20 protein-coding genes and 1 pseudogene are annotated in these 23,283 nt (G+C 71.5%); 14 read left to right on the top strand and 7 right to left on the bottom strand.

Translation table 11 applies throughout. The features are described from left to right. The first annotated feature begins 2 nt into the window (after positions 1-2). Together KVT45_RS32605 and KVT45_RS32610 are read left to right on the top strand one after the other, a co-directional pair. Positions 3-3,020, top strand: coding sequence for a glycoside hydrolase family 38 C-terminal domain-containing protein (locus tag KVT45_RS32605; protein ID WP_217552746.1), 3,018 nt, complete (start codon positions 3-5; stop codon positions 3,018-3,020). Positions 3,021-3,110: 90 nt separating this feature from the next. Then, positions 3,111-3,578: a DUF4231 domain-containing protein gene (locus tag KVT45_RS32610; protein WP_217552747.1), complete on the top strand. Its 468-nt coding sequence runs from the start codon at positions 3,111-3,113 to the stop codon at positions 3,576-3,578. Between the two features lie 28 nt (positions 3,579-3,606). On the opposite strand, the gene KVT45_RS32615 is transcribed toward KVT45_RS32610, so the two are convergent. Continuing rightward, a complete protein-coding gene (locus KVT45_RS32615; RefSeq protein ID WP_308310924.1) occupies positions 3,607-4,338 on the bottom strand; it encodes a FadR/GntR family transcriptional regulator in 732 nt (243 codons plus the stop codon). A gap of 175 nt (positions 4,339-4,513) precedes the next feature. Here KVT45_RS32615 and KVT45_RS32620 point away from each other — a divergent pair, with 175 nt between their 5' ends. The 8 genes from KVT45_RS32620 to KVT45_RS32655 are packed head-to-tail and all read left to right on the top strand — an operon-like array spanning position 4,514 to position 12,377. Continuing rightward, positions 4,514-5,584, top strand: a complete 1,071-nt coding sequence (locus tag KVT45_RS32620; RefSeq protein WP_217552748.1) for a sugar ABC transporter substrate-binding protein — start codon at positions 4,514-4,516, stop codon at positions 5,582-5,584. Then, positions 5,581-7,095 (top strand): sugar ABC transporter ATP-binding protein, encoded by a 1,515-nt coding sequence (locus KVT45_RS32625; RefSeq protein WP_217552749.1) that lies wholly within the window; start codon positions 5,581-5,583, stop codon positions 7,093-7,095. Before KVT45_RS32620 ends, KVT45_RS32625 begins: the two co-directional genes overlap by 4 nt. Continuing rightward, positions 7,088-8,113, top strand: a complete 1,026-nt coding sequence (locus KVT45_RS32630; protein ID WP_217552750.1) for an ABC transporter permease — start codon at positions 7,088-7,090, stop codon at positions 8,111-8,113. The genes KVT45_RS32625 and KVT45_RS32630 overlap by 8 nt, the downstream gene beginning before the upstream one ends. Before the next feature lie 41 nt (positions 8,114-8,154). Beyond that, a complete protein-coding gene (locus KVT45_RS32635) occupies positions 8,155-9,504 on the top strand; it encodes an L-fuconate dehydratase (protein WP_217552751.1) in 1,350 nt (449 codons plus the stop codon). Further along, complete coding sequence (locus KVT45_RS32640; protein WP_217552752.1) at positions 9,501-10,256, top strand: SDR family NAD(P)-dependent oxidoreductase; 756 nt, start codon at positions 9,501-9,503, stop codon at positions 10,254-10,256. The genes KVT45_RS32635 and KVT45_RS32640 overlap by 4 nt, the downstream gene beginning before the upstream one ends. Beyond that, positions 10,253-11,239: an aldo/keto reductase gene (locus KVT45_RS32645; RefSeq protein ID WP_217552753.1), complete on the top strand. Its 987-nt coding sequence runs from the start codon at positions 10,253-10,255 to the stop codon at positions 11,237-11,239. The genes KVT45_RS32640 and KVT45_RS32645 overlap by 4 nt, the downstream gene beginning before the upstream one ends. Further along, on the top strand, positions 11,236-11,550 hold the full coding sequence (locus KVT45_RS32650; protein WP_217552754.1) for an L-rhamnose mutarotase: 315 nt from the start codon (positions 11,236-11,238) through the stop codon (positions 11,548-11,550). The genes KVT45_RS32645 and KVT45_RS32650 overlap by 4 nt, the downstream gene beginning before the upstream one ends. After that, entirely contained in the window at positions 11,547-12,377 is an 831-nt protein-coding gene (locus KVT45_RS32655) for an amidohydrolase (protein WP_217552755.1), read from the top strand. Before KVT45_RS32650 ends, KVT45_RS32655 begins: the two co-directional genes overlap by 4 nt. Here KVT45_RS32655 and KVT45_RS32660 read toward each other — a convergent pair. Next, positions 12,365-13,786: a lipase maturation factor family protein gene (locus tag KVT45_RS32660; protein WP_217552756.1), complete on the bottom strand. Its 1,422-nt coding sequence runs from the start codon at positions 13,784-13,786 to the stop codon at positions 12,365-12,367. The two genes, KVT45_RS32655 and KVT45_RS32660, sit on opposite strands and share 13 nt — an antisense overlap. A 158-nt stretch (positions 13,787-13,944) precedes the next feature. Here KVT45_RS32660 and KVT45_RS32665 point away from each other — a divergent pair, with 158 nt between their 5' ends. Continuing rightward, positions 13,945-16,050 (top strand): SpoIIE family protein phosphatase, encoded by a 2,106-nt coding sequence (locus KVT45_RS32665; RefSeq protein ID WP_217552757.1) that lies wholly within the window; start codon positions 13,945-13,947, stop codon positions 16,048-16,050. 130 nt (positions 16,051-16,180) lie between these two features. Then, positions 16,181-17,044: an Fpg/Nei family DNA glycosylase gene (locus KVT45_RS32670; RefSeq protein WP_217552758.1), complete on the top strand. Its 864-nt coding sequence runs from the start codon at positions 16,181-16,183 to the stop codon at positions 17,042-17,044. 7 nt (positions 17,045-17,051) lie between these two features. Here KVT45_RS32670 and KVT45_RS32675 read toward each other — a convergent pair whose 3' ends face one another. From KVT45_RS32675 to KVT45_RS32685, 3 genes are all read right to left on the bottom strand, one after another. Further along, positions 17,052-17,708, bottom strand: coding sequence for a zf-HC2 domain-containing protein (locus KVT45_RS32675; protein WP_217552759.1), 657 nt, complete (start codon positions 17,706-17,708; stop codon positions 17,052-17,054). Between the two features lie 149 nt (positions 17,709-17,857). After that, complete coding sequence (locus tag KVT45_RS32680) at positions 17,858-18,373, bottom strand: hypothetical protein (RefSeq protein ID WP_217552760.1); 516 nt, start codon at positions 18,371-18,373, stop codon at positions 17,858-17,860. A gap of 144 nt (positions 18,374-18,517) precedes the next feature. Next, on the bottom strand, positions 18,518-19,066 hold the full coding sequence (locus KVT45_RS32685) for a sigma-70 family RNA polymerase sigma factor (protein ID WP_217552761.1): 549 nt from the start codon (positions 19,064-19,066) through the stop codon (positions 18,518-18,520). Between the two features lie 221 nt (positions 19,067-19,287). Here KVT45_RS32685 and KVT45_RS32690 point away from each other — a divergent pair, with 221 nt between their 5' ends. Continuing rightward, a complete protein-coding gene (locus KVT45_RS32690) occupies positions 19,288-20,442 on the top strand; it encodes a CapA family protein (RefSeq protein ID WP_217552762.1) in 1,155 nt (384 codons plus the stop codon). Between the two features lie 17 nt (positions 20,443-20,459). Here KVT45_RS32690 and KVT45_RS32695 read toward each other — a convergent pair whose 3' ends face one another. Continuing rightward, positions 20,460-20,933 carry a MarR family winged helix-turn-helix transcriptional regulator gene (locus KVT45_RS32695; RefSeq protein ID WP_217552763.1) on the bottom strand — a complete coding sequence of 158 codons (474 nt, stop codon included), beginning with the start codon at positions 20,931-20,933 and terminating at the stop codon, positions 20,460-20,462. 98 nt (positions 20,934-21,031) lie between these two features. Between KVT45_RS32695 and KVT45_RS32700 the strand changes: the two genes are divergently transcribed. Further along, positions 21,032-21,847 carry an alpha/beta fold hydrolase gene (locus KVT45_RS32700; protein WP_217552764.1) on the top strand — a complete coding sequence of 272 codons (816 nt, stop codon included), beginning with the start codon at positions 21,032-21,034 and terminating at the stop codon, positions 21,845-21,847. Here KVT45_RS32700 and KVT45_RS32705 read toward each other — a convergent pair. Continuing rightward, positions 21,844-23,268: pseudogene (locus KVT45_RS32705) on the bottom strand (amino acid permease). The gene KVT45_RS32700 and the pseudogene KVT45_RS32705 overlap by 4 nt on opposite strands. Between the last annotated feature and the right edge of the window lie 15 nt (positions 23,269-23,283).

Raw genomic sequence — 23,283 nt, forward strand, 5'->3', positions numbered from 1 at the left:
ACATGCATGACGACCGCAGCCTGGTCGAAGCCCGCCTCCGGCGCGTCCTCGACGAGCGCATCCGTCCCGCCGTGTATCCCGAGTCCGTGCCGCTCGACGTCGCGGTGTGGCACGCGCCCGGCGAGCCCGTGCCGGTCGCGGAGGGACTCGCGGCCGAGCCCGAGCCGATCGCGGTGGGCGCCCGGTGGGGTGCTCCGTGGGGCACCAGCTGGTTCCGGGTCACCGGGACCGTGCCCGCCGAGTGGGCCGGGCGGACCGTGGAGGCCCTGCTGGACCTCGGCTTCGACGAGAACATGCCCGGCTTCCAGTGCGAGGGTCTCGTCTACCGGCCCGACGGCACCCCGGTGAAGGGCCTCAACCCGCGCAACCAGTGGGTCCGCGTCGGCGCCCCCGTGGAGGGCGGCGAGGAGGTACGGCTGCACGTCGAGGCCGCCTCCAACCCCGTGATCCTCGACTACCACCCCTTCCGGCCCACCTGGCTGGGCGACAAGGACACCGCCGGGCACGAGCCGCAGTACACGCTCACCCGGATGGACCTCGCCGTCTTCGACGAGACCGTGTGGCAGCTCGTCATCGACCTGGAGGTGCTCGGCGAGCTGATGGCGGAGCTGCCGGCCGACGCACAGCGCCGGTACGAGGTCCTGCGCGCGGTCGAGCGGGCCCTGGACGCCGTCGACCTCCAGGACGTGGGCGGCACGGCGGCCCGGGCGCGTGCGTGTCTCGCCGAGGTGCTCGCCGTCCCCGCCGCGCCCTCCGCCCACCGGATCAGCGCGGTCGGGCACGCGCACATCGACTCGGCGTGGCTGTGGCCGCTGCGTGAGACCGTGCGCAAGGTCGCCCGCACCACCGCCAACATGACCGCCCTCATCGAGGACGAGCCGGACTTCGTGTTCGCCATGTCCCAGGCCCAGCAGTGGGCGTGGGTGAAGGAGCACCGGCCCGAGGTCTGGGCGCGGGTGAAGAAGGCGGTCGCGGAGGGTCGGTTCGTGCCGGCGGGCGGGATGTGGGTGGAGTCGGACACCAACATGCCGGGCTCGGAGGCGATGGCCCGTCAGTTCGTGCACGGCAAGCGGTTCTTCCTCGACGAGTTCGGCATCGAGAACGACGAGGCCTGGCTGCCCGACACCTTCGGCTTCGCCGCCGGGCTCCCGCAGATCATCAGGGCGGCGGGCTCGACACGGCTCCTCACCCAGAAGATCTCCTGGTCCCAGACGAACAGGTTCCCGCACCACACCTTCCAGTGGGAGGGCATCGACGGCACCCGGATCTTCACCCACTTCCCGCCCGTCGACACCTACAACTGCTCCATGAAGGGCAGCGAACTCGCCCACGCGGCCCGCAACTTCAAGGACAAGGGCCGCGCCAGGCACTCCCTCGCGCCGACCGGCTGGGGCGACGGAGGCGGCGGCACGACCCGCGAGATGGTCGCCAAGGCGGCGCGGGTACGGGATCTGGAGGGCTCGCCGGCCGTCGTCTGGGAGACCCCGGCCGACTTCTTCGCCAAGGCCGAGGCCGAATACCCGGACCCGCCCGTCTGGGTGGGCGAGCTCTACCTCGAACTCCACCGCGCGACCCTCACCAGCCAGGCGAAGACCAAACAGGGCAACCGGCGCAGCGAACACCTCCTGAGGGAGGCCGAACTGTGGGCCGCGACGGCTGCCGTGCGCACCGGATTCCCTTACCCCTACGAGGACCTGGACCGGATCTGGAAGACGGTCCTGCTCCACCAGTTCCACGACATCCTGCCCGGCTCGTCGATCGCCTGGGTGCACCGGGAGGCCAGGGCGACGTACCAGCGGATCGCGGCCGAACTCGACGGCATCGTCGACGCGGCCCAGCGGGCGCTGGCGGGGGAGGGCGACCGGCCGTTGCTGTTCAACGCGGCGCCGCACGGCCGGGGTGGCGTCCCAGCCGGGGGCGCGGGGCCGGAACAGCCGTCCGGAGAGGTGACGGTCTCGGACCGGCCCGAAGGCGGACACGTCCTCGCCAACGGCCTCCTGCGCATCGAGATCGACGCCCGGGGTCTCGTCGTATCCGCCTACGACCTCGATGCCGACCGCGAGACCATCGCCCCCGGCACGGCCGCCAACCTGCTCCAGCTCCACCCGGACTTCCCCAACATGTGGGACGCCTGGGACGTCGACGCCTTCTACCGCAACGCGGTCACCGACCTCACGGACAGCGACGAGCTGACGGCCGGCGCGGACGGCCGGTCCGTCCGGGTCGTACGGTCCTTCGGCTCCTCCCGGGTCACCCAGGTGCTGTCGCTGCCGCCCGGGGAGCGCCGCCTGCTGATCGACACGGAGGTCGACTGGCACGAGACGGAGAAGTTCCTGAAGCTGGCGTTCCCGCTCGACCTGCACGCCGAACGGTACGCGTCCGAAACGCAGTTCGGGCACTTCCACCGCCCGACCCACACCAACACCTCCTGGGAGTGGGCCAAGTTCGAGGCCTGCAACCACCGCTTCGTCCAACTGGAGGAACCGGGCTGGGGCGTGGCGGTCGTCAACGACTCGACGTACGGCCACGACGTGACCCGCAAGGTCCGCACGGACGGCGACCGGGGTACCACGACCACGGTCCGGGTCTCGCTGCTGCGCGCGCCCCGCTTCCCCGACCCCGAGACCGACCAGGGCATCCACCGCTTCCGGCACGCACTCGTACCGGGCGCGGGGATCGGTGACGCGGTGCGCGAGGGCTGGCGGATCAATCTGCCGGAGCGGAGCGTCACCGGCGCCCACGAGGTCGCCCCGCTGGTGACGGTCGACAACGACGCGGTCGTCGTCACGGCGGTGAAGCTGGCCGACGACGGCAGCGGGGACCTCGTGGTCCGGTTCCACGAGGCCCACGGCGGCCGGGCGCGTGCCACGCTGACGGCCGGCTTCGAGGTGGCGGACGTGACGGTGACCGATCTCCTGGAGCGGCCGTCCGACACACCGGCCCCGGACCGGGCGGGCGGCGCGGTGTCGCTGCGGCTGCGGCCCTTCGAGCTGATGACCCTGCGGTTGCGGCGGGCCTGAGGCGGCGGAGCGCACGGCCGGCCCGGGCCCGCAGGGCGTGCGCTCCCAACCCGCTTCCACCCGCGCCGTCGCGCCCGCGATGATGTGGCGATGACAAGCAGAACGATCTCCGACGAGTCCTGGGCCGCCGAACCGGATCCTCTGCTGGCCCTCGCCCGACGGGAGTTGGGGTTCTACACGAGGACCGGTTCCCGGGCCCGGCGGCTGCACTACGGCACCGAGGTCGGCGCGCTCGCCACCACGTCGGTGACGGTGGTGGCCGCCGGACTGCACGCGCCCGCCTGGCTGACCGCCGTGATCGCGGGCGGTGCCGTCTTCTTCACGGGAGTACGGCAGCTGTTCGCCCCCGGGGCCCGCTGGGTGCTGGCCGCGCAGGCGCGGGAGACCCTGCGCCGAGCGGTCGACCGCTATCTGCTCGTGCCCGAACCCCACCGTGACGCGGCGGCCCGTCAGGCACTCCAGTCGGCGATCGAGGAGGTCGGCGACAACGAGCTGCGCGAGTGGTCCGAGAGCCAGGGGCGCAGGCCGGACCCGCCCGGGGCCGGGTCCGGGGCCTGAGCCGGCGCGCCGGCTCCGTCGCCGGCGCTCACGCCTGTTCACCCACCTGGGTCCGCAGCCACTGCTCCACCTCGCCCACATGCGCGGCCGCCGCGGCCCTCGCCGCCTCCGGGTCCCGGGCGACCAGGGCCCGGTGGATCGCCGCATGCTCCCGGCGCGTCCGTGCGAACGCCCCCTCCTCCTCGTACCCGCGCCACACCCGGGCCCGGAAGGTCCGCGACGACAGCCCCTCCAGGATCGCGGCCATCGTGTCGTTCCCCGCGGCGCCCGCGATCACCCGATGGAACGCGAGGTCGTGCGCGAGGATCTCCTCGGGATCGTCCGTCGCGTTCATGGCCGTGAGGTGCTTCTCCACCTCGGCCAGCTGGTCGGGCGTGATCCGCGCCGCGGCCAGGGCCGTCGCCGTCGACTCCAGTACCCGCCGCACCTCCAGCAGCTCCACCAGCTGCGGCCCGCGTGACAGATCGGCGACCACACCGAACGTCTCCAGCAGGTCACCCGCCTCCAACTGGGTGACGTAGATGCCGGAGCCGTGCCGGGCCTCCAGGACGCCCAGGACCGTGAGCGCGCGGATCGCCTCGCGCATGGAGCTGCGGGACATGCCCAGCTGGGCGGCGAGGTCCCGTTCCGTCGGCAGCCGCTGGCCCGGCTCCAGCCGGCCCTCCGCGATCATCGCCTTGATCCGCTCGATGGCGCGCTGCGTCACCGTGCCCTTCTGCGGAGCACCCACGCCGTTCTCTGCTTCCCCGGTGTCCGCCACGCCACTCCTCCTGTCGCCGGTGCGCCGAAGTCTAACCAGCGAGGTGGTCGGACCACTATGGCTCGTTCGACGGCTCATCGACGGAAAATTAGCGTCTGTGGGGTGTTGAATCCGTCGAGTGGTCTGATAAGTATGCCGTCATCTGCTCGAACACGCTCGATGAGGAGCTGCCAAGATGCCCGGCAGAACACTGAGGAAGCGGAACAGGTCCCGGATCACCGGTGCGACGGCCCTGGCCGTCGGCGCCTCGCTCGTGCTCGCCGCCTGCGGTAGTACGAACGACACCGGCAGCGGCAGCGCCGGAGGCGGTGGCACCGGCAAGGTCGGGGTGATCCTGCCCCTGCTGACCTCGCCGTTCTGGCAGTCGTACAACGACTACGTGCCCAAGATGGCGAAGTCCGAAGGTGTGGACGCGCTGAAGACGGTCAACTCCAACAGCGACCCCTCGCAGCAGATCACCGACATCAACAACGAGCTCAACCAGGGTGTGAAGGGCCTGGTCGTCGCGCCGCTGGACAGCGCGGCCATCGAGGCGGGCCTGGACCAGGCCGAGCGCAAGGGCGTGCCGGTGGTCGCCGTGGACGTGGCGCCCGACAAGGGCAAGGTCGCCATGGTGGTGCGCGCCGACAACGTCGCCTACGGCACCAAGGCCTGCGACTACCTCGGCCAGCACGTCACCAGCGGCAAGGTCGTGCAGATCATGGGCGACCTGGCCTCGGTCAACGGCCGGGACCGCTCCGAGGCGTTCCGCTCCTGCGTGAAGAAGAAGTACCCGAAGCTCAAGGTCCTGGAGATCCCCGCCAAGTGGGAGTCCGACACGGCCGCCTCCCAGCTGAGCACCCTGCTCAACGCCAACCCCGACATCAAGGGCATCTACATGCAGGCCGGCGGTGTCTACCTCGCCCCGACCCTGCAGACCCTGAAGTCCAAGGGCATGCTCAAGACGGCCGGGCAGAGCGGGCACATAGTGATCGTCTCCAACGACGGCATCCCGCAGGAGTTCGACGCCATCCGCAAGGGCCAGATCGACGCGACCGTCTCCCAGCCCGCCGACGCCTACGCCAAGTACGGCATGTACTACATCAAGGCGGCGATGGAGGGGAAGACGTTCAAGCCGGGCCCGACCGACCACGACTCCACGATCGTCAAGCTGGCCGGCGGGATCCTGGAGGACCAGCTCCCGGCGCCCCTGGTCACCAAGGACAACGTGGACGACCCGAAGCTGTGGGGCAACACGGTCAAATGATCACGCCACTCGTTGAGGCCCGGGACATCGTCAAGCGGTACGGCCCCACCGTCGCCCTCGCCGACGGCCGGCTCACCGTGCTGCCGGGCGAGTCCCACGCCCTCGTCGGCCGCAACGGCGCCGGCAAGTCCACCCTGGTCAACGTCCTCACCGGCCTCCAGGCCCCGGACGAGGGCACGGTCCGCTTCGACGGCGAACCGGCGCCCCCGCTCGCCGACCGGGACGCCTGGCGGCGCAGGGTCGCCTGCGTCTACCAGAAGCCCACGGTCGTACCGGAGCTGACGGTCGCCGAGAACCTCTTCATCAACCGGCAGCCCCTGCACCGGGGTTTCATCAGCTGGCGCCGGCTGCGCGGCGAGGCGGCCGCGCTCCTCGACACCTGGGACGTCCGTGTCGACCCCGAGGCGCGCACCGCCGACCTCAAGGTCGAGGACCGCCAAATGGTCGAGATCGCCCGGGCGCTGAGCTTCGGCGCCCGGTTCATCGTCCTCGACGAGCCGACCGCCCAGCTCGACAACCGGGAGATCGAGCGGCTGTTCAGCCGGATGCGGGCGCTCCAGGACTCGGGCGTGACCTTCCTGTTCATCTCGCACCACCTCCAGGAGGTGTACGAGGTCTGCCAGACGGTCACCGTGCTCCGGGACGCCCGCTGGATCATCACCGCCCCCGTCGCCGACCTGCCCAGGGCCGCCCTGGTGGAGGCGATGGCGGGGGAGGCGGTGACCCGGCAGGAGCAGCGGCCGCGGGACGCGGTGGCCGCCGAGGCGCCCGTCGTCCTCAGCACCAGCGGGCTCACATCGGAGTCGTACGACGGCATCGATCTCACCGTCCGCAGCGGCGAGGTCGTCGGCCTCGCCGGCACCAGCGGCAGCGGGAAGATCGAACTCGCCGAGACCATCGCCGGGTTGCGCACCCCGACCGGCGGAACCGCACAACTACAACAGAAGCAGCTGCCGTTCGGCGATGTGCGGGCCGCGCTCAGGGCCGGCGTCGGCTTCGTCCCGCGGGACCGGCACGACCAGGGCCTGGTGGCAGGGATGAGCATCGGCGACAACGCCACCATGACCGTCCTTGACCGGCTCGGCCGCGGCGGGTTCGTCGGGACCGACCGCAAGCGCGGCTTCGCCACCGGGCTCATCGAACGCCTCGACATCCACGCCGAGGGCCCCGAACAGCCCGTCTCCGACCTGTCCGGCGGCAACGCGCAGAAGGTCGTGATGGCCCGCGCCCTCGCCTCCGACCCCCGGCTGCTCGTCCTGGTCAACCCCACCGCGGGCGTCGACGTGAAGTCCAAGGAGTCCCTGCTGGCCCGCGTGGACAGCGCCCGTGAGGACGGCACCGCCGTGCTGGTCGTCTCCGACGAACTCGACGACCTGCGCCGCTGCGACCGCGTCCTCGTCCTCTTCCACGGCCGGATCGTCGCCGAACACCCGGCCGGCTGGCACGACCACGAGCTGATCGCCTCCATAGAAGGAGTGGACTCCATGCCCGAAGGAGTGGACCATGGCTGAGACCAAGGCCCCGGTGTTCACCCCGGTGCGCTCCCCGGACCCGCGCGCGGCCCGTACCGTCCTGCTGCGCAGGGCCCGTGAACTCGCCCTCGTCCCGGCCCTGTTGCTGCTGATGGTGCTCGGCGCGGTCGTCAACGACTCGTTCCTCACCGAGCGCAACCTGATCTCCATCCTGGGCGCATCCGCCGCCCTCGCGATGGTGGTGCTCGCCGAGTCGCTGGTACTGATCACCGGCAAGTTCGACCTCTCCCTGGAGTCGGTCGTCGGCATCGCGCCCGCCGTCGGCGCCCTCCTGGTGCTGCCGTCGGCCGAGTCCGGCTGGGGCACGGAGTTCCCGGCCGCCCTCGCCATGGTGGCGATCCTGGTCGTCGGCGCGGCCGTCGGTGCCTTCAACGGCATCCTGGTCGTCAAGTTCAAGCTCAACGCGTTCATCGTGACGCTCGCGATGCTGATCGTGCTGCGCGGTGTGCTGGTCGGCGCCACCAAGGGCAAGACTTTGTTCGGGATGCCCGACAGCTTCTTCACCCTGGCCACCTCCACCTTCCTCAGCGTCCCCATGTCGGTGTGGCTGGCGGCGGTCGCCTTCGCGGTCACCGGGCTCGTGCTGAAGTACCACCGGGTCGGCCGTGCCCTCTACGCCATCGGTGGCAACGCCGACGCGGCCCGCGCCGCCGGCATCCGCGTCGACCGCGTGATGCTCGGGGTGTTCATGGTGGCCGGTGTCCTCGCCTCCGTCGGCGGGATCATGCAGACCGGGTACGTGGGCGCGATCAGCGCCAACCAGGGCAACAACATGATCTTCACCGTGTTCGCCGCGGCGGTGATCGGCGGCATCAGCCTGGACGGCGGCAAGGGCACCATGTTCGGCGCCCTGACCGGCGTACTCCTTCTGGGTGTCGTGCAGAACCTGCTCACCCTGGCGCAGGTGCCGTCGTTCTGGATCCAGGCCATCTACGGCGGCATCATCCTCGTCGCCCTCATGATCGCCCGTGTCACCACGGGACGGGCCCAGGACTGATCGGCCCGCGTCCCGCACTCCCCCCGACGGAAAGGCAATCCGTGTCCCCGAGCCCCGGCCCCTCCAGTCGCGTCATCGCGCTCGAAACCTACGACATCCGCTTCCCCACCTCGCGCGAGCTCGACGGCTCCGACGCGATGAACCCGGACCCCGACTACTCGGCGGCCTATGTCGTGCTGCGCACCGACGCCGCCGACGGGCACGAGGGGTACGGGTTCACGTTCACCATCGGGCGGGGCAACGACGTCCAGGTCGCCGCGATCGACGCGCTGCGGAACCATGTGCTCGGCCGGCCCGTCGACGAGATCTGCGACGACCCCGGATCCCTCTACCAGGACCTGATCGGCGACAGCCAGCTGCGCTGGCTCGGCCCCGAGAAGGGCGTGATGCACATGGCGATCGGCGCGGTGATCAACGCCGTCTGGGACCTCGCCGCCCGCCGCGCCGGAAAGCCGCTGTGGCAGCTGCTCGCCGACGCCGAGCCCGAGTGGATCGTCCGCCAGATCGACTTCCGCTACCTCACCGACGCCCTCACCCCCGAGGAGGCCCTCGCCATCCTGCGCCGGGGCCGCGAGGGCGCGGACGAACGCCGGGCCCGCCTCCTTGAGCGCGGCTTCCCCGCCTACACCACCTCCGCGGGCTGGCTCGGCTACGACGACGAGAAGCTCACCCGGCTCGCCGCCCAGGCGGTCGCCGACGGCTTCAAGCAGATCAAGCTGAAGGTTGGCGCCGACCTGGAGGACGACATCCGGCGCTGCCGGGTCGCCCGTGCCGTCGTCGGCCCGGACATCCGGATGGCCGTCGACGCCAACCAGCGCTGGAACGTCGACGAGGCGATCCGCTGGACCAAGGCCCTCGCCGAGTTCGACCCGTACTGGATCGAGGAGCCCACCAGCCCCGACGACATCCTCGGCCACGCGGCGATCCGCCGCGCGGTCGCCCCGGTCAAGGTCGCCACCGGCGAACACGTCCAGAACCGGATCGTCTTCAAACAGCTGCTCCAGGCCGGCGCCCTCGACATCGTCCAGATCGACGCGGCCCGGGTCGCAGGCGTCAACGAGAACCTCGCCATCCTGCTGCTCGCCGCGAAGTTCGGCGTGCCGGTCTGCCCGCACGCGGGCGGCGTCGGACTGTGCGAACTCGTCCAGCACCTCTCGATGTTCGACTACCTGGCCGTCTCCGGCACCACCGAGGACCGGGTCATCGAGTACGTCGACCATCTGCACGACCACTTCCTGGATCCGGTGGTGATCCGCGAAGGTCACTACACGGCACCCACCGCACCGGGCTTCTCGGCCGCCATGCGACCGGAGTCCGTCGCGGAGTACACCTATCCGGGCGGCACCTTCTGGGCCGCCGATCCGGAAACGCAGAAGGGACAGGCGGCATGACCGACTTCGAGGGGCTGAAGGCCCTGGTCACCGGAGGAGCCTCCGGGATCGGCAGGGCCACGGCCGACCTCCTCGCCGAGCGCGGCGCCCAGGTCGCCGTCCTCGACCTCGACCCGTCCTCCGTCGAGAAGCCGCTGCTCGGCTTCCGGGCCGACGTCACCGACGACGCCTCCGTGCGGACGGCCGTGGAGAGCGCCGTCGAGGCCCTCGGCGGCCTCGACGTCCTGATCAACAACGCCGGCATCGGAGCCCAGGGCACGGTCGAGGACAACGACGACGACGAGTGGCGCCGCGTCTTCGACGTCAACGTCCTCGGCATGGTCCGCGCCGCCCGCGCCGCCCTGCCGCACCTGCGCCGCTCGGAGCACGCGGCGATCGTCAACACCTGCTCCATCGCCGCCACCGCGGGCCTGCCGCAGCGCGCCCTGTACAGCGCCACCAAGGGCGCCGTGTACTCCCTCACCCTGGCCATGGCCGCCGACCACGTCCGCGAGGGCGTCCGCGTCAACTGCGTCAACCCCGGTACGGCGGACACCCCGTGGATCGGCCGGCTCCTCGACCGGGCGTCCGACCCGGCCGCCGAACGCGCCGCCCTGGAGGCCCGCCAGCCCGCCGGCCGCCTGGTCTCCGCCGCCGAGGTCGCCGGTGCCATCGCCTACCTGGCGAGCCCGCTGTCCGGCGCCACCACCGGTACCTCCCTCGCCGTCGACGGCGGCATGCAGGGCCTGCGGCTGCGGCCGGTGGGCCAGTGAGCGCCCTCGGCCGCAGCGGCGTCCGGGTCAGCCCCCTGGGCCTCGGCGCCGCAGTGATCGGCAACCTCTACACCGAGATCCCCGACCAGCAGGCACAGGACACGGTCACCGCCGCCTGGCAGCAGGGCATCCGCTACTTCGACACCGCCCCGCACTACGGCCTGGGGCTGTCGGAGCGGCGGCTGGGCGCGGCCCTGCGCCAGTACGACCGGGACGCGTACACCCTCTCCACCAAGGTCGGCCGCCGGCTGGAGCCGGGGCCCGGCGACGGCGACGACCTCGCCCACGGCTTCGCCGTGCCCGACACCCTCCGCCGGGTCTGGGACTTCACCGCCGACGGCATCCGCCGCACCCTGGAGGCCAGCCTGGAGCGGCTCGGCCTCGACCGGGTCGACGTCGTCTACCTGCACGACCCCGACGACCACGCCGAGCAGGCCTTCCGCGAGGGCTACCCGGCCCTGGAGAAGCTCCGCGCCGAGGGGGTCGTGGGCGCGATCGGCGCCGGCATGAACCAGACGGCCATGCTCACCCGGTTCGTGCGCGACACCGACATCGACGTGGTGCTGTGCGCGGGCCGCTACACCCTCCTCGACCAGAGCGCCCTCGCCGATCTGCTCCCGGCCGCCGAGGAGCGCGGCACCTCGGTGGTGATCGGCGGCGCCTTCAACTCCGGCCTGCTGGCCGATCCGAAGCCGGACGCCACCTACAACTACGCCCAGGTGTCCGACGAGCTGCTGTCCCGGGCCCTGCGTCTCAAGGCGCTCGCGGAACAGCACGGCACCACCCTGCGCGCCGCCGCCCTCGCCTTCTGCGCGGCCCACCCGGCCGTGGCGAGCGTCCTGGTCGGCGCCCGCTCGGCGGCCGAGATCGCGGACGGGGCGGAGCAGTTCGCCACGCACGTCCCCGCCGCCTTCTGGCAGGAGCTGCACGCCACCGGCCTGCTGCCCGCCGACGCCCCCGTACCCGGGGCGGACCCGTCATGAGAGTGGCCCTGCACACCAAGGTCCACGCGGACCGCGTCGCCGCGTACGAGGCCGCCCACCGCGAGGTGCCCGCCGAACTCACCGACGCCATCCGGGCCGCCGGCGCCACCTCCTGGACCATCTGGCGCAGCGGCACCGACCTCTTCCACGTCCTGGACTGCGCCGACTACGGCCGCCTCCTCGCCGAGTTGGAGAAACTCCCGGTCAACGTGGCCTGGCAGGCCCGGATGGCCGAGCTTCTCGACGTCGTCCACGACTACTCCGAGGCAGGCTCGGAGGCCGGCCTGCCCGTCGTATGGGAGCTGTCATGACGATCGACGCCCACCACCACGTCTGGGACCTCTCGGTACGCGACCAGGACTGGATCACGGGCCCCGAACTCCAGCCGCTCAGAAGGAACTTCACCGTCGAGGACCTCGAACCCGAGGCGGCGGCGGCCGGGGTCACCCGCACGGTCCTCGTCCAGACGATCACCGTCCCCGAGGAGACCCCCGAGTTCCTCGGCATCGCCGACACCCACGACCTGGTCGCCGGGGTCGTCGGCTGGACCGATCTCACCCGCCCCGACATCGCCGAAGAACTCGCCCGCCTCCGCGAACTCCCCGGCGGCCCCTACCTGAAGGGCATCCGCCACCAGGTCCAGGGCGAACCCGACCCGGAGTGGCTGCTGCGTCCGGATGTCGGCCGGGGTCTGACCGCGCTCGCCGACGCGGGCCTGGTCTACGACCTCATCGTCCAGCCTCACCAGCTCCCGGCCGCCGTCAAGGCCGCCGACACCCACCCGCAACTCACCTTCGTCCTGGACCATCTGGGCAAACCCCCCATCGCCGCCGGCACCCGCGAACCCTGGGCCTCCGCCGTCCGCGCCCTCGCCGCCCTGCCCAACACCGTCTGCAAGCTCTCCGGCATGGTCACGGAGGCCGACCCCGCCTCCTGGACCGTCGACGACCTGCGCCCGTACGCCGACACGGTCCTGGACGCCTTCGGCCCGGACCGCCTGATGTTCGGCTCGGACTGGCCGGTGTGCGTCCTGGCCGGGACGTACGGCGAAGTCTTCGACGCGGCAACCGAGTTGATCGCTCCGGCCGACCGCACCGCCGTCTTCGAGACCACCGCCGCCCGCGTCTACCGCCTCTGAGCGGCCCCCGCCAGCCGCGTCGGCGGCAGGAACTCCCGTACGTACGTCCGCTCCCAGCACGCGCCCGTCTCCCGAAGCTCCCGCCAGCTGGTGTAGCGGTAGCGGAAGAGGCGGGCGCGGACGAAGCGCGGCGGCTCGTCGGGCGGGAACGGGGAGCGGCGCAGCAGCCGGAGCGTGTCGCGGTCGTTCTCCAGGAGGCGTTCCACCAGGCCGCCGAACCAGTCGCCGGCGTACGCGGGGGATAGGGCGGCGAACCACATCAGCCAGTCCAGGCGCAGGTGGTAGGGCGCGAACTGGCGTGGCCAGTACCGGGGATCGCCCGGCTTGCCCTTGAACTCGTACTCCAGCCAGTCCGAGTCCTCGCGCGGTGTGCCGTCCAGCGTGCCCTCGACCACCACCTCGTAGCGGACCCGGCTGACGGTGCCGAAGGCGCCGTAGGTGTTGACCAGGTGGAGCGGGTCGAAGGAGCGGTTCATGACCTGGCGGCGGGAGACCATGTTCAGCACCGGGTGGTAGCTCAGGTAGAGGAGCAGCGCGGTCACGGCGAGGACGACCACCTCGTACCAGAGCGGGGTGGGCGGCGCTGTGGGGTGGTCCGTGGGCAGCCGGAGGGCCGACAGGGCCAGCACGATGGTGATCCAGTTCAGCCAGGAGAAGTTGCCGGAGACCACCAGCCAGAGCTGGGTGAGGATCATCAGGGACGCGGCCGCCGTCGCGATCGGCTGCGGGGTGAACAGCAGGACGGGGACCAGCAGCTGGGTGACGTGGTTCGCGGCCACCTCCGCCTTGTGCACCGGTCCCGGCAGGTGGTGGAAGAACCAGCTCAGCGGGCCCGGCATCGGCTGGGTCTCGTGGTGGTAGTGGAGGCAGGTCAGCTTGCGCCAGCAGGCGTCCCCGCGCATCTTGATCAGGCCCGCCCCGAACTCCACCCGGAACAGGATCCAGCGCAGCAGGAAGAGCACGACGACCGGCGGGGCCACCTCGTCGTTGCCCAGGAAGACGGCGAGGAAGCCGGTCTCCAGGAGCAGCGACTCCCAGCCGAACGCGTACCAGGTCTGGCCGACGTTGACGATCGAGAGGTACAGGGCCCAGGGGATCAGCCACAGCACCATCCCGGCCCACAGCGGGAGTTCGGAGTCCGCTCCCGCCAGCAGCGCCGCCGACACCGCGCAGCCCGCCCAGGCGCAGCCCGCGAAGAAGCGGTCCGAGTAGTGCAGATGGAAGAGGCTCGGCGCCCGCCGGAAGGGGGCACGGGCGACGAACCTCGGGATCGGCAGCATCCCGCGCTCGCCCAGCAGGGCCCGGAACTGCAGCGCCGCCGCCAGGAACGCGACGAGGTACACGCCGGCCAGAGCCCGCTGGAAGACCAGCCGGCTCAACCAGTACCCGGGTGCGGTGAACCAGTCCACGGCCGTGCGCTCCTGCCTCTCTCCATTGTGCGGCCCCCGGATCGGCGGGGGGCCTGTCACCCTGTGTACCGCGCCTCCCCGCTTGCGTAACCCGAGCGAGTGAAACAGACAATAGGGGAGGAATTGCCCATATGGGGTTCCCCTGGCATGGTGGCCCCATGGCTGATCGGGGAGCGAGGGCTCCGTCACTCCCGGACGACTGGCCCGCCCACCTGGACCACCTGATCCTGGCGCTCAACCACATGGGCACCTTCGACTGGGACCTCGACGCCGGCCTGTTCCACCTGGACGCCCAGGCGTACGAGGTGTTCGACCTGACTCCCGAGGAGTACGACGGCCGTCCCGAGACCCTCGCCGCCCGGGTACCCCCGGCGGAGTCCAGCAGGCTGGACGCGGTGGTGTCCCAGGCCATCAAGGACGGCAGCGAGAACTACGGGACGTACTTCCGCATCCGGCGCCGCGACGGCACCCCGCGCTGGACCCACACCCAGGGCTACATCCGGCGCGACGAGACGGGCCGCCCGCGCCGGGTCGTCGGGATCGTCCGGGACGCCACCCAGGAGCTGGAGGACAGCGAGGTCCGCAACCTGCGGGACGCCCAGGGGCAGGCGCTGCGCCGGCAGACCGGCGTCGTCCAGGCGGTCACCGCGGCGCTCGCGCACGCCAGCAGCGTCCAGGAGGTCATCGACGTCCTCAAGGACACCCACGGCATCCCCAACCTGGGCGCGACCAGCCTGGTGATGGGCCTGGTCGAGGCCGGCCGGATCCGGCTGGTCGCCGAGGGGCCGGCCGGCAGCTTCGTGCCCGGCACCCTGATCACCCGGATAGAGGAGCCCTACCCGATGGGCGAGGTGGTGCGCACCCTCAGCCCGCGTTTCATCGAGTCGCCTGAGGAGTTCGCCGAGGGCTACCCGATACTGTGGCCGCACATCACCGACCTGCACATCACCTCGGCCGCCTACCTGCCCCTGATCGCCCAGGCCCGCCCGATCGGCGCCATGGGCCTGCTCTACAACGACCGGCTCGGCTTCTCCAGCGAGGAACGCGCCGTCCTGGTCGCCCTCGGCAGCAGCATCGCGCAGAGCCTGCAGCGGGCCATGCTCTTCGAGCAGGAGAAAGACCTCGCGCAGGGCCTCCAGCAGGCGATGCTGCCGCGCACCATCCCCAGCGTGCGCGGGGCCGACGTCGCCGTCCGCTACCGCTCGGCGAGCGCCGGCGGCTCCCTGGGCCGGGACATCGGCGGCGACTGGTACGACCTGATCCCGCTGCCCGGCGGCCGGGTCGGCGCGGTCATCGGCGACGTGCAGGGGCACGACACGCACGCGGCGGCCGTCATGGGCCAGCTGCGCATCGTGCTGCGCGCCTACGCGGCCGAGGGCCACGCCCCGGCCACCGTGATGGCCCGTGCCTCCGTCTTCCTCGACGAGCTCGACACCGACCGCTTCGCCACCTGCCTGTACGCCGAGGCCGACCTGGCCACCGGTGTCGTCCAGGTGGTCCGCGCCGGGCACATCGACCCGCTGGTCCGCGCCGCCGACGGCGGCTGCCACCGGGTCCCCGTCGAGGGCGGGCTGCCGCTCGGCCTGTCCGCCGAGTTCCAGAGCCTGGAATACCCGGTGTCCACCCTGGAGCTCGATCCCGGCGAGACGCTGCTGCTGTGCACCGACGGGCTCGTCGAACAGCCCGGCAAGGACCTCGGGGACGGGATTCAGGTCCTGATCGAGCAGGTCACGGAGGGGCCCGAGGACGTGCGCGCGCTCGCCGACGTGCTGATCGAGATCGCCGAGGTGCGGGGCGGTGACGACGACGTCGCCCTGCTCCTGCTGCGCCGCCGCGGCTCCGACACCGCACAGGCCGTCGGCCGCCTCCAGCAGCACGTGGCCTCCGGCGACCCCGAGGCGCTCGCCCTGGCCCGGCACATGGTCCGCGCCGCCGTCCGCGCGTGGGGCGCCGGGGACCGCGCCGACGAGATCGAGCTGGTCGCCGACGAGCTGATCACCAACGCGCTGATGCACACCGAGGGCTCCGCGATCGTCACCCTCAGGGTCCTCGGCGGCAGCGACCGCCGGCTCCGCGTCGAGGTCGAGGACTCCTCCAGCGCCCTGCCGCGCCGCCGCGAGGCGGGCGAGGACGGGGTGTCCGGGCGGGGGCTGCTGCTCGTCGACCGGATCGCCGACGTGTGGGGCGTGGAGGCGCGCGGCGGCGGCAAGGCGGTGTGGTGCGAGTTCCGGATGCCGGAGAAGGACGACGGCAGCGCCCCGTAGGGGCGCGGGGCCGAGACATGTGCGGCTCCGCCGCGTGGGCGCGACCAGCCCCCACGGCGCCGCAGCCGTAGGACGACCCGATGCGGCACTTCCGGCGGAGCGCAGGCGCAGCGGATGGCACCCTGGACGCATGCCCGAACTGCCCGAGGTCGAAGCGCTCAGGGACTTCCTGACCGAGAACCTGGTCGGCCGCCAGGTCGTGCGCGTGCTGCCGGTCGCCATCAGCGTCCTGAAGACGTACGACCCGCCGGTCGGCGCCTTCGAGGGCAGCGAGGTCGTCGCCGTGCACCGGCACGGCAAGTTCCTGGACATCGAGGGTGACCGCGGGCTGCGGTTCGTCACCCACCTGGCCCGCGCGGGCTGGCTGCAGTGGAAGGACCGGCTGCCGGACGGTCCGCCCCGGCCCGGGAAGGGCCCCCTGGCGCTGCGGGCGGCCCTGGAGACCGGCGCGGGCTTCGACCTCACCGAGGCCGGTACCCAGAAGAAGCTGGCCGTGTACGTCGTCCGCGACCCGCGGGACGTCCCCGGTATCGCCCGTCTCGGCCCCGACCCGCTCGCCGCCGGCTTCGACGAGGAGCGCCTCGCGGCCCTGCTGGGGGACGAGCGACGGCAGCTGAAGGGCGCACTGCGCGACCAGAGCCTGATCGCCGGGGTGGGCAACGCCTACAGCGACGAGATCCTGCACGCGGCGAAGATGTCCCCGTTCAAGCTGGCCGCGTCCCTGACACCCGAGGAGGTGCACCGGCTGTACGAGGCGCTGCGCACCACCCTCACCGAGGCGGTGGAGCGCTCCCACGGCCTGGCGGCGGGGCGGCTCAAGGCCGAGAAGAAGAGCGGGCTGCGCGTCCACGGCCGGACCGGCGAGCCCTGCCCGGTCTGCGGCGACATCATCCGCGAGGTCTCCTTCAGCGACTCCTCGCTGCAGTACTGCCCGACCTGCCAGACCGGCGGCAAGCCGCTCGCGGACCGCCGGATGTCCCGGCTGCTCAGGTAGCCGGCGCTCACTTGGGGTCCAGGGTCACCAGGCGCTGCCCGTCCGCGTTGCGCACCTCGTAGCGGTCGATCTCGTCCGGGTGCATCGAGGAGCCGCCCGTCATGGTGCTCACCCGGTCGTCGTGGTCCCGCTCCGCCCAGGTGGTCACGACCTGCTCGGAGCCGTCGTCGCCGACGGCGACCAGACGGCAGGAGCGCGGCCCGTCCGGGTCCTTCACCTCCAGCTCGATCATGCTGCCCGAGTCCGTGTCCTGCGACTTCACCTGCGCCCAGATACCGGACTGCGCGTCGGTGGCCGCGGTGACCTGTACGGTCGGCGCGGCGTCATGACCGACGTAGGTCGCGATGCCGGGGCCGGCGACCGCGAAGACCACCGAGGCGGCGAGGCCGTACAGCAGCTTGCGGCGCTTGGCGCGGTGCTTGCTCGCGACCTCGGCGAGCAGGCGGTCAAGCAGCCGGGGGCCGGGCTGTGCCATGGGGTGCACGAAGCGCGGCGTGGCCCTGCGGTACAGCATCAACTGCCGTGCCGCGGGGCCGAACTCGGTCACGTGTGCCGAGCAGCTGGGGCACTCCATGAGATGGTCCTCGAAGCGGAAGGCCTCCGCCTCGTCCAGCACGCCGAGCGCGTACGCGCCGACGTCGCGATGCCTTTCCAGGGACCTCATGACGAATCCTCGTGCCGAAGGGTGCGGGTGGGGGTTACTCGTTGTTCCTTGCTCCCACCCGTACGCAGTCGGCAGCCGTTTCACTCAAGCCACGTACAGAATCGTAATCAACGGATTCGGAGCGGCCGGGCCCGCGGATTGGTCCTGAATCAAAAAAGATGGATGGCGAGATGCCCGAGGGGCAGACCGAGCCGCCAGGCGGGGGTCCACACCTTCGGTCCGTCGTCCTCGCCGAACACCGAACCACCGCCCGGCACCGCGTCCAGGTCGGGCGCGAGCAGCTCGGTCTCCTCCAGCCAGCGCCAGGCGGCCGCGGCCAGATCCAGGTCCGGTGACGGCCCGCCCGCCTCGAGCGCCTCGGCGCTCACTACAGCCATACGTTCCCCCACCCAGTCCTGCCACGGCTGGTCGTACGCCGTCAGCGAAAGCCAGGTCTCCAACTGGGACACGACCCGGATGCCCGACAGTTCGCCGTCCGTGTCGGAGAGGAAGATGGTCAGCGCCAGCGCGTCACGGCCGGCCCGGAACTCGAAGGACGTCGGTGGCATGAGGTCGCCGGTGCGCAGCAGCTCGTCGGCGATGTACTCGGCGTACAACCAGGCCATCGGGACCGCCAGTTCCCCGCTTCCGGCCCCGTCCGTGCTCTCTTGACCTCTGTGCAGCATCCCGTCCTGCCTTCCTCCGGTGCGCGCGTGGCCCCGACCCCGGGTCCGTCCCTCTCCCGGTGCGGAACACGGATGAAGACAGCTGATTGCTCAAACATGGTCCTCAGCAAGGCGCTTTACCGAGGTTTGACCTGGCTTACGGTTTCATCGCAGGTCGGGTGCATAACCGGGCAGAACCCGGCGCAGGGCGCGCAGCGCGTAGTACGCCCGCGACTTCACGGTACCGGGTGGAATCCCCAGGGTCTCGGCGGCTTCCGCAACACTCGCCCCTTGGAAATACACCAGCACCAGGACTTCACGGTGTTCCGGGGTGAGAGTCTTCACAGCCTCCCGGACGTCGAGCGTCGCGGCGGCGCGTTCGGCGTGGTCGCCGATGGCCCGGGTGTTCTCCAGGACGGCGTCGTGCACCTCGGCGGGCCGTGCCTGCCGGGCCCGCCGCGCGTCGATGGCGAGCCGCCGGCCGACGGTCAGCAGCCAGGGCAGCACGGAGTCGAAGGCGTCGGCGCGCAGCGCCTCGGGGTGCTGCCAGGCGCGTACGAGGGTCTCCTGGACGAGGTCCTCGGCCCGCTGCCGGTCCCCGTCGCTGAGCCGCAGCAGCAGCGCGAAGAGCGGTCGGCCGTGGTCGCGCTGGAGTGCGACGAGCTCGTGCTCGGCGGTCGTCGTCCCGTCGGGAAGGGTGGTTCCGGCCGTCATGGCCGTATGGCATCGCAGGGTCCGGCCGGGGGACAGGGGGTGCACAGGGATGTGCGGCGGACGGTCGATCGCGTCGGCGAACGGTGCGACGAACGGTCCGTCACACCCCTTACCCGACCCGGATGGGTCAATCGGGGCGCCTGAGTTGTTTGCGGCCGCCCTCACCTTCGTACCCATTGATCTGTAAATCGGACAAGGCTTGCGACTCTGGGGTGCTCCTGATGATCAATCGCAGACGCCAGGCGGCCCTGGCCCTGACCGCCCTTCTCGCCGCCGCAGCCGCCTGCCAGAACCATGTGCGGGAGGAGCGTGCCGTCCCGCCCGGCCACCCGGCTCCCGCGGTGCCCGCCACCGGCGGCTTCACCCTCGTCGCCGCCGGTGACGTCATGCCGCAGAAGTCCGCGGTGGACCACGCGAACTTCGACGCCGGCGGCAACGGCTACGACTTCCGCCCGATGCTCGCCGGTGTCGAACCCGTCGTCTCCCGAGCCGACCTGGCGCTCTGTCACCTGGCGACCGTCACCGGCACGGACGGCGCCCGCGCCGGCGGCCTCACCTCCCCGCCGCAGCTCGCCGAGGCGCTCGCCGCCACCGGCTACGACGGCTGCTCCACCGCCTCCGACCGCGCCCTCGACGACGGCGCCGCGGGCATCCAGCGCACCCTCGACGCGCTGGACCGGGTGGGCCTGCGGCACTCCGGCACGGCCCGCACCGATGCCGAGGCCGGCACCCTCACCCTGATGAACGCGGGCCGGGCCCGGGTCGCCCAGCTCTCCTACACCTACGACGTCAACGGCAACTCCCTGCCGCCCGGCCAGCCCTGGGCGGTCGGCCTCCTCGACGAGAACCGCGTCCTCGCCGACGCCCGTGCCGCCCGGCAGGCCGGCGCCGACGTGGTCGTCGTCTCCGTGCACTGGGGCACCGAGGGGACCGACGCCCCCGACCAGCAGCAGATGACCCTCGCCAAGCGGCTCACCGCCGCGCGCACCGGCGGCCGCCCCGACATCGACCTGCTCCTCGGCACCCACGCGCACATCCCGCAGGCGTACGAGAAGGTCAACGGCACCTGGGTGGTCTACGGCCTCGGCGACCAGGTGGCCGGCGAGATGTACAACAGCCAGCGTCAGCAGGACCCGCGCGGCAACGAGTCGACCCTCGCCCGCTTCACCTTCACCCCGCCCACCCGTCCGGGCGGCCGCTGGGAGGTGGCCAAGGCCGAGTTCATCCCGCAGCTGTACGACCTCGACGCGGGCCGGGTCGTCGACCTCAACGCGGCCATCGGCCAGGGTGCCGACTTCACCGCCGCCCGGGACGCCATCCGGGACGTGGTGCTCAGCCGCGGGGCCGCCAAGGACGGGCTGGTGATGGGGGAGTAGCGGTGGTCACGCGGCGGTCACTCCACGTCGACGTGGTCGAACGTGGCCAGCAGCTGCGTCAGCACCCGTACGCACGCGGTGATCTCGGCGTCGGTCAGGTCGCCGCCGACCTGCCGGTTCAGGGCGTGCTCGCGGGCGAGGACCGCGGTGATGGTCGCCCGTCCCTCGTCCGTGAGGCGGATCAGGGAGGAGCGCTGGTGCGCCGGGTTGGGGGTGACCTCGGCCCAGCCGTGTGCCACCGCGTCGTTCACCATGCGCTGCACGAACTGCCGGCTCAGCGCCATGATCCGGCCCATCTGGGGCACCGTCATGGGCTCGTACCGGCGCAGCAGGTCCAGCACCGAGCGCACCCCGACCGAGGCCCCCTCGATCTGCTCGCCCTGCTCGACCTTGCGGAAGGCGCGCCGGTAGAGCGGGCCGATCAGATCGAACACCTCGGTGATGCGCTCGCCCAGCTCGTCGGGGGCGAGGGGCTTGTCGATGTCGTTCACCCGGCCATCATGCACCGAGCCGTCATGGCAACCGGGGTGTCAAACCCGTCATGACAACCCGGTTGTCAAACTCTCCCGAAGATGACACCTTGGTTGTCATGAATGGTGCTGCGGACGTCCGCTTCTTCCCGTCCTCCGACGGTGACCTCGCCTACCTCGACACCGGCTCCGGCGACCCGGTGGTCCTGCTCCACTCCGGGTACGTCGACCACCGCTTCTGGCACCGGCAGATCCCGGCGCTCGCCGCCGAGTACCGGGTGATCGCCCCGGACGTGCGCGGCCACGGCTCCTCCGCCAACGCGAGCAGGCCCTTCCGCTGGGCCGACGACCTCGCGGAGCTGCTGCGCCGTCTGGACGCGGGGCCCGCCGTCCTGGTCGGCCTGTCCATGGGAGGGGTGATCGCCACCGACACGGTGCTGGAACACCCCGAACTGGTCCGCGCGGTGGTCACCTGCGGTGCGGCGACCGGCGACTTCCGGTACACGGACTGCTGGCACAAGGGACTCCAGGACGAGTACGCCCGTACCCTGGGCGCCGGCGACATCGAGGGCTGGGCCGACGTCTTCCTGCGGGGCGTGGCCGGCGAGCACCGTGCTGTCGCCGACCTCGACTCGGACATCCCGCGCCGGCTGCGGGAGATGGCCCTGCGCACGATCTCCAAGCACACCCCCGGCGAGCCGGACTGGCATGTCCCGGTGACCGGCTCCTGGCCCCGGGTGCCCAAGATCGACGTGCCGGTCCTCACGATCAACGGCGGCCTGGAACCCACCGCCCTGCTCGCCGCCGCCGACCGCCTGGCCCGCGAGGTCCCGAACGGCCGCGCCGAGGTCGTCGAAGGGGTCGGCCACTATCCGAACCTGGAGAAGCCCGAGGTCTTCAACGCCCTCCTGCTCGACTTCCTCCGGGCCCTCTAACGCCCGGCCGGCCGCGACCTCTTGTACGAGTAGCCGAAGTAGATCACGCACCCGACCACGAACCAGACCGCGAACCGCACCCAGGTCTCCCACTCAGGAACGTGATCAGCCAGATCGAGAAGACGACACCCAGCGCCGGCACGAACGGCATCCACGGCGTACGGAAGGCGCGCGGCAGCTCCGGCTGCCGGTAGCGCAGCACGATCACCGCCGCGCACACCACCACGAACGCCAGCAGGATGCCGATGTTGGTGAGTTCGGCCGCCGCGCCGATCGGCACGAACCCGGCGAGGAGCGCCGAGGCCACCCCGACGATCCAGGTCACCCGGGTCGGCACGTGCCGCGTCGGGTGCGTCTTGGCGAACCAGGCGGGCAGCAGGCCGTCCCGGGACATGGAGAACCACACACGGGTGAGGCCCAGCATGAACGTGAACATGACGGTCAGGATGCCGATGATCGCGCCCACCGCGATCACGTCCGCAAGACCGCTCAGCCCCACCGACTTGAACGCCGTCGAGAAGCCGCTCTCCGGGTCGATCTCCGTGTACTCCTGCATGCCCGTCAGGACCAGACAGGCCGCCACGTACAGCACCATCGAGATCGCCAGCGAGTAGATGATCGCCTTCGGCATGTGCCGCTGCGCGTCCTTGGACTCCTCGGCCGCCGTCGACATCGCGTCGTACCCGAAGACGGCGAAGAACACGGTCGCCGCTCCGGTGAACGCGCCGCTGACGCCGAACGGGAAGAAGGGGTGGTAGTTCGCCGAGCTGATGTGGAAGACGCCGACACCGATCACCAGCAGCACCACCAGCACCTTGAGCACCTTGAGCACCACCACGATCGTCTCGAAGCGGGCCGCGCTGCGGATGCCCTGGTTGAGCAGACAGGCGATGAGGAGACAGAGCACGGCGGCGAACAGGTCGGCCCGGTGGCCGGACCCGGTGCCCGGCGCGCCGAGCATCCAGTGCGGCAGGTTCGCGCCCATCTCCTCGACCAGGAAGCCGAAGTACCCGGAGATGCCGATCGCGACCACCGCCACGATCGCCGTGTACTCCAGCAGCAGGTCCCAGCCGATGAACCAGCCCGCGAACTCGCCGAGCACCGCATAGCCGTACGTGTACGCCGACCCCGCCTTCGGGATCAGCCCGGCGAACTCGGCGTACGACAGCGCGGCGCAGGCGCTCGCCAGGCCGGCGATGAGGAAGGAGACCGGCACGGCGGGGCCCGCCGTCTCGTTGGCCACCGTGCCGGCGAGGGTGCTGTGCTTATCTGGGGGACACCCCCAGACCCCCGGTACCCGCGCCGATGATGCCGCCCACGCCGATTGCGGTCAGCTGCCACAGCCCCAGCGGCCTGTCCAGCTGAGGCCCCTCGCTGACCTCGGTCTCCTCGAAGTGTTCGATGGGTTTGCGACGGAGAATTCATTCACCCATGCG

The sequence above is a fragment of the Streptomyces sp. GbtcB6 genome (genome assembly GCF_019091475.1).
Taxonomy (GTDB): domain Bacteria; phylum Actinomycetota; class Actinomycetes; order Streptomycetales; family Streptomycetaceae; genus Streptomyces; species Streptomyces hyaluromycini.